At 71.6% G+C, this 5,002-nt stretch carries 3 protein-coding genes and 1 pseudogene; 1 reads left to right on the plus strand and 3 read right to left on the minus strand.

Annotated features, from left to right (window positions below):
• Window positions 1-7 precede the first annotated feature (7 nt).
• The gene (locus J1C73_RS20580) at window positions 8-1,915 is read right to left on the minus strand and encodes an AfsR/SARP family transcriptional regulator (protein ID WP_207317710.1); all 1,908 of its coding nucleotides are present in this window, start codon (window positions 1,913-1,915) and stop codon (window positions 8-10) included.
• A 586-nt stretch (window positions 1,916-2,501) separates the two neighbouring features.
• Here J1C73_RS20580 and J1C73_RS20585 point away from each other — a divergent pair.
• On the plus strand, window positions 2,502-3,509 hold the full coding sequence (locus J1C73_RS20585) for a LuxR C-terminal-related transcriptional regulator (RefSeq protein WP_207317711.1): 1,008 nt from the start codon (window positions 2,502-2,504) through the stop codon (window positions 3,507-3,509).
• A gap of 314 nt (window positions 3,510-3,823) precedes the next feature.
• Here J1C73_RS20585 and J1C73_RS20590 read toward each other — a convergent pair whose 3' ends face one another.
• Both J1C73_RS20590 and J1C73_RS36080 read right to left on the minus strand, forming a co-directional pair.
• The gene (locus J1C73_RS20590; protein WP_242644463.1) at window positions 3,824-4,564 is read right to left on the minus strand and encodes a transposase family protein; all 741 of its coding nucleotides are present in this window, start codon (window positions 4,562-4,564) and stop codon (window positions 3,824-3,826) included.
• A gap of 40 nt (window positions 4,565-4,604) precedes the next feature.
• Window positions 4,605-4,721 (minus strand): annotated as a pseudogene (locus J1C73_RS36080) (MerR family transcriptional regulator); the annotation flags it as partial.
• Between the last annotated feature and the right edge of the window lie 281 nt (window positions 4,722-5,002).

Raw genomic sequence — 5,002 nt, forward strand, 5'->3', positions numbered from 1 at the left:
GTCCGGGTCAGCGCAGGGCGGCGGTGCTGACCACCGGGGGGACCTCCTCGCGCCGGGGCGGCCGTAGCAGGGCCGGTGTGTGCCCGGGACGGGGTGCCGTCGCGCGTCGGGCGTGCGCCCGGAGCAGGTCGTGCATCCAGAAGGCCCCGGGCCGTCCCTCCTCCAGGAGACCCGCGTCGAGGAGCCGCTCCATCACCTCCTCCGCCGTCTCCTCCGGGATGCCGAGAACATCGGCGGCCCGGCCGGCGGTCAGCGGATCGGGAGCGGTCGCCCCCAGTCGCAGGTGCGCTTCGGCCAGCGCCGGGGGCAGCCGCTCCAGGGCCTCGTCGAGGGTCAGCGGCACCGACATGCGGGGGTCGTCGGCCAGGGTGAGCCGGGCGGGCAGGTCGCGGCGCAGCCAGTCCGCGCAGTCGGCCAACGGCAGCCGGGGCCGGGTGAGCAACCGGGCGGCGGCGATGCGCAGGGCCAGCGGGTGGCGCCCGCACACGGCGGCCAGCAGATGGGCGGCCGAGGGCTCGGCCTCGACCCGCTCGCGGCCGAGCACGGCGGTGAGCAGGTCGTAGGACTCCCCCGGTTCCAGGGCACCCAACCGGTATACGGTGCCGCCGTGCGTGGCGACGAGTGCGGCGAGCCCCATCCGGCTGGTGACGATCGCGGCGCCGCCCGCGTTGGCGGTCAGCAACGCGCGTACCTGGTCGGGGTGGACCACGTCGTCAAGGATCAGCAGGGTCCGGCCGCGCCCGGTGGCGGACGAGGGCAGGGACCGGCGCAGCCGCCCGGTGACTTCGCGCACCGGCAGCGCGGTGCCGTCGGGGCGGGTCATCGGGAGCAGGACGCAGCCGCCCGGGTAGTGGGGGGCCACCGTGTGGGCGGTGTGCAGGGCGAGCGCGGTCTTGCCGATGCCGGGCGCCCCGGAGAGCACCGCGACGGGCGCGCGCCCCGACGTTTCCGGATCAGCCGTCAATAAGGCGACCAATGAAGCCACTTCGCGTTCACGCCCGGTGAAGCAGGGCACGGCGGGCAGCGGTGCGGTGCCCTCCGCCACCTCGTCGGGCCACCCGGTGCCGTGGACCGTTTCCACGGCACCGGGTGCCGCCTCTCCCCCGGACGCCGGGCCGCCGGGTCCGGCGTCCGGGAGCGGTGTGTGCGGGACGGACGCACGGCCCGCGTCCGGACTGCCGAGGTCGTCGCCGCGCAGGATGGCCAGTTCGAGCCGCTGGAGTCCGGCGCGCGGGTCGACACCGAGTTCGTCCCGCAGATACCCCTTGACCCGACGGTATTCCGCCAGCGCCTCCGTCTGCCGGCCGGTGCGGTACAGGGCCAGCATGAGCTGCTCCGCGAACCGTTCGTGGCCCGGGTATACGCGCGTAACCTCCCATAGATCAACGAGTGTTTCGCGGCAGCGGCCGTGCTCCAGTTCGATGTCGCAGACCCGCTCCACTACCCGCAGCCGCTCTTCCGCGAGCCGGGGTACCTCGTCGCGGTGCAGCAGGTCGGAGGGGACGTTGGCGAGCAGCGGACCCTGCCACAGGGCCAGCGCCTGGCGCAGGGTGCAGAGTGCGGACTCGTCGCCGGAGGTGCCGGCCCGGTCCACGAGCTGCCGGAAGTGCAGCAGGTCAAGGGTCTCGGCGTCGGCGCTCATGCGGTAGCCGCCGGCCACCGCGACCACCGCCTGGTCCTCGACGCCGTACTTCGCGAAGATCCGGCGCAGCCTCAGGACGCAGCTCTGCAACGCGGCCTTGGCGGTGGCCGGCTGTTCCTCACCCCAGACGACGCCGCGCAGATGTTCGGTGGAGACCACGGAGCCGGGGCGGATGAGCAGCGCGGCCAGCAGTGCGGTCGGCTTGGAGGGCGGGAGTACCACGATGTCCCGCCCGTCGGTGATGCTCAATGGCCCGAGCAGTTGGAATCGCACTCTCGACCGCCTTCCCTCCGTACCTCGCCTCGGCCACGTCGGGCCGACAGATGACGTACCGACCCGGCCTACTGCCAGCCGAAGTCGTGAGAGCCCCGGTCGGGAACAGGGGGAACCGGGGGTCGGTCCTGGTCGGGAATCCTGCCGGGCCGGGGGATCGCGGCGGACGCGGCGACAGTGGGAGCCGCGGTCGCGGCCCCTGCCGCCGCGAGGGCCGGAACGGCGAGGGCCCCGACGGCGAACCCGGCGAGGACGAGGGTTCTGAGTCTCGGACAGGAGGTGCGGTGGAGGCGAGTCATGTGGGGAGCCCTTCCAACTGTCTGCGGGAAGCGGTCTACAGCATGGCGAGTTTTGTATGAAGTGATGCACACGGTGAAGGTCAGACCGCTGGACCGATGAGGCCATGGCCCCTTCCGTCCAGCCATCCTCCGGGCCGACGGCCGCACGGGAACGAACGGCCCTCTGCCCGAAGGCGCGCGCCCGTGTCATGATCTTTGCCGGAGCGTCACCGGAGAGTCGAAGAGAATCCATCGCGCCCTGCGGAAATAACCACCCGGAGGCGCCTGTCTCCTGGCGAGGAGGGACGATGCTCGGCCCCTTGGGTCTGGACGCCGCGGCGGAGGCCGTGTACCGCGCGCTGCTCGGCCATCCGCATGCCACCACGACTGAGCACTGTTCCCAGTTGAGCATGACACCGACTCAGTTTAACGCTGCAATCGCTGAGTTGACGGATCTGTCACTGATCCGTCCGGCCGCCGGGGGCGGTCCCCGGCGGGTTCATGTGGTCAATCCGCGGCTAGGCCTGGAGATGCTGCTGGCCCGGCAGCGGGCCGACCTCGCGGCGCGCGAACAGCAGGTGCGGGCGGGAGAGGCGGCGGTGGCCGACCTGCTCAGCCGACTGCCGGCCTCGGACCCCGTCTCGGGCGAGTCGCCGGTGGTGCACCTGAACGGTGTGGACCACGTGCGGGACTACCTGGACCGGCTGCACGAGGAGGTATCGGAGGAGATCCAGACCTTCGCCACGGGCGGTGCGCAGACCGAGGAGAACGTGCGCGCCTCACGTCCGCTCAACCAGCGGCTGCTGGGACGCGGGGTGCGCATGCGCACGGTCTACCTGGACAGCATCCGTAACCACGCCCCCACGGTGGCCCACGTCGCCTGGCTGGCCTCGCTGGGCGCCGAGATCCGCACCGCGCCGTCGCTCAGCACGCGCATGATCATCGCCGACCACCGGCTGGCCCTGGTGGCCCTGGACGACCAGGACTCCTCGCTGGGGGCGCTGGTGGTGAGCGGGCGGGGGCTGATCACGGCCCTGGAGGCGCTGTTCGAGAGCGTGTGGGACCGGACGGAGCCGCTGGGCCGGGAAGAGAGGCCCGAGGACGACGCGCTGACCCGACAGCAGCAGGAGACGCTGCGGCTACTGGCGCGCGGGTACACGGACGAAGCCATAGCCAAACGGCTCGGCGTCTCCCCTCGCACCGCTCGCCGCATCGCCACGGGCCTGCTCGGACGCCTGGACGCCCGCAGCCGCTTCCAGGCAGGCGTCCACGCGGCCCAGCAGGGCTATCTGCGCACGGGCGGGCCGAAGTCGTAAGCCGCGCCGCGGCCGAAGTACCGCCGTCCGTCCCGAACCGGCCCTCGCTGAACAAGTCATCGCCCCCCGTACTGTCCCAAGTATCAGAACGGATATCCGTGAGGTGATGGCCCCCGGACGCGCGACAAGATCTACCGCCGGTTCGAAAGACGGGCCGGCACCCCTGCGAGCGGCGCGTCGCGCCGACGGGCCGCGCACCCCCGGAGTCGGCGCGTCCCGGAACCGCCACGGCGGCTACGGGACGGGGCAGGCGACGAGGGCACTTCCCAGGCCCTTCGGCGCCCACCCGCGACCCCAAGGGTTCGACGACGCCCTCACCGGCAGAACACTCTCAGGCTGACTGAATCGCGGTTCGTCAGGACCAGCACGGCCCGTACCAGCGCGGTCGCCCACTTCGGGTCGGTACGCACCTTCCCGAGCACGCACCAGTTCTTCAGGTGCGCGAAGCAGTGCTCGGCAGCTGCCCGGACCGCGGCCAGCGCCTTGTTGGACAGTCTCTGGCCGCGGGTCATGGACCGGTGCCGGGCGGCCTTGTAGCCGGTGACCACCGCCGGGTCGGCGTCCGGGCCGTTGTCGTCGAGGCCGACGAAGCCCAGATCGGCGATCGCGTCGAGGCCAGCCGCGCGAAGGTGGGCAGCGAGTCTGTCGTGCCGGCAGGCGGTGATCTCCGAGCTGCGTCCGGGCCTGGCCGCGGAGCCCCACAGCAGGCGGCCCCGGTCATCGGTGAGCGCGATCACGAGCAGGCCGTGGCATCTGTGCTTGCCGGAGTAGTTTTTCCGGTTCTCGCCTCCGGTGCGGCGGCGGGTGCGTATCAGCGAGCCGTCCAGCAGCGCGATTCCGCCACCGGATAGGACGGTCTTCTTGCATGCGCGGTCCAGGCGCGGGGCGCGGGCGGCCAGCAGTCCGACGACCTCGCGGACCCAGCGGGTGACGGTGGCGCGGTGCACCCCGTTCGCGTCGGCCGGATCGCCGGGCCGCTGGTCACAGCGCAGCACCGCCAGTACGGGGGTGGCGATCCCGGATGTCGTTCGAGGTGTGCGGCAGCGGGTGATCATCTGGACGTAGGTTCGGGTGCGGTCGTGGGCATGAAAGAACCTGGTCGACGAGTTCCCGGGCGCGGGCGGCGATGCGCAGCTGGTAGCGGGAGTAGCGGCGGTGGCCGCCCGCGGAGCGCAGCGGGGTGATCAGACGGGCTTCGCCGATGACACTAAGCCGATGACACTAAGTGGTCAACGTCGGAAGCCCTTCGGGGGTTGACGCAGGGTGGGACCTATGCGGGGGCTTGGTCACATCTGATCGCCCACGGTTATTGATCTCGTGCGTTGAAAGGGTGTCCTACACTGCGAGCGCCGGGCACAGGCGCGAGGGGAGAAGGTGAGTGGACATCAACGTCCGTGGGTTGATGTCGTTGCCGGCCCAGCAACGCTACCGGCTGCTCGCCGACCGACTGAACGCCTACCGCCTATGGGCGTACTAGTACTGCAACCGTGTTT

The sequence above is a fragment of the Streptomyces laculatispora genome (assembly GCF_017353455.1).
Taxonomy (GTDB): domain Bacteria; phylum Actinomycetota; class Actinomycetes; order Streptomycetales; family Streptomycetaceae; genus Streptomyces; species Streptomyces laculatispora.

Excerpts from the sequence above, each read along its gene's own strand:
- J1C73_RS20590 (WP_242644463.1), bottom strand. The coding sequence starts at position 4,564 with ATGATCACCCGCTGCCGCACACCTCGAACGACATCCGGGATCGCCACC.
- J1C73_RS20585 (WP_207317711.1), top strand. The coding sequence starts at position 2,502 with ATGCTCGGCCCCTTGGGTCTGGACGCCGCGGCGGAGGCCGTGTACCGC.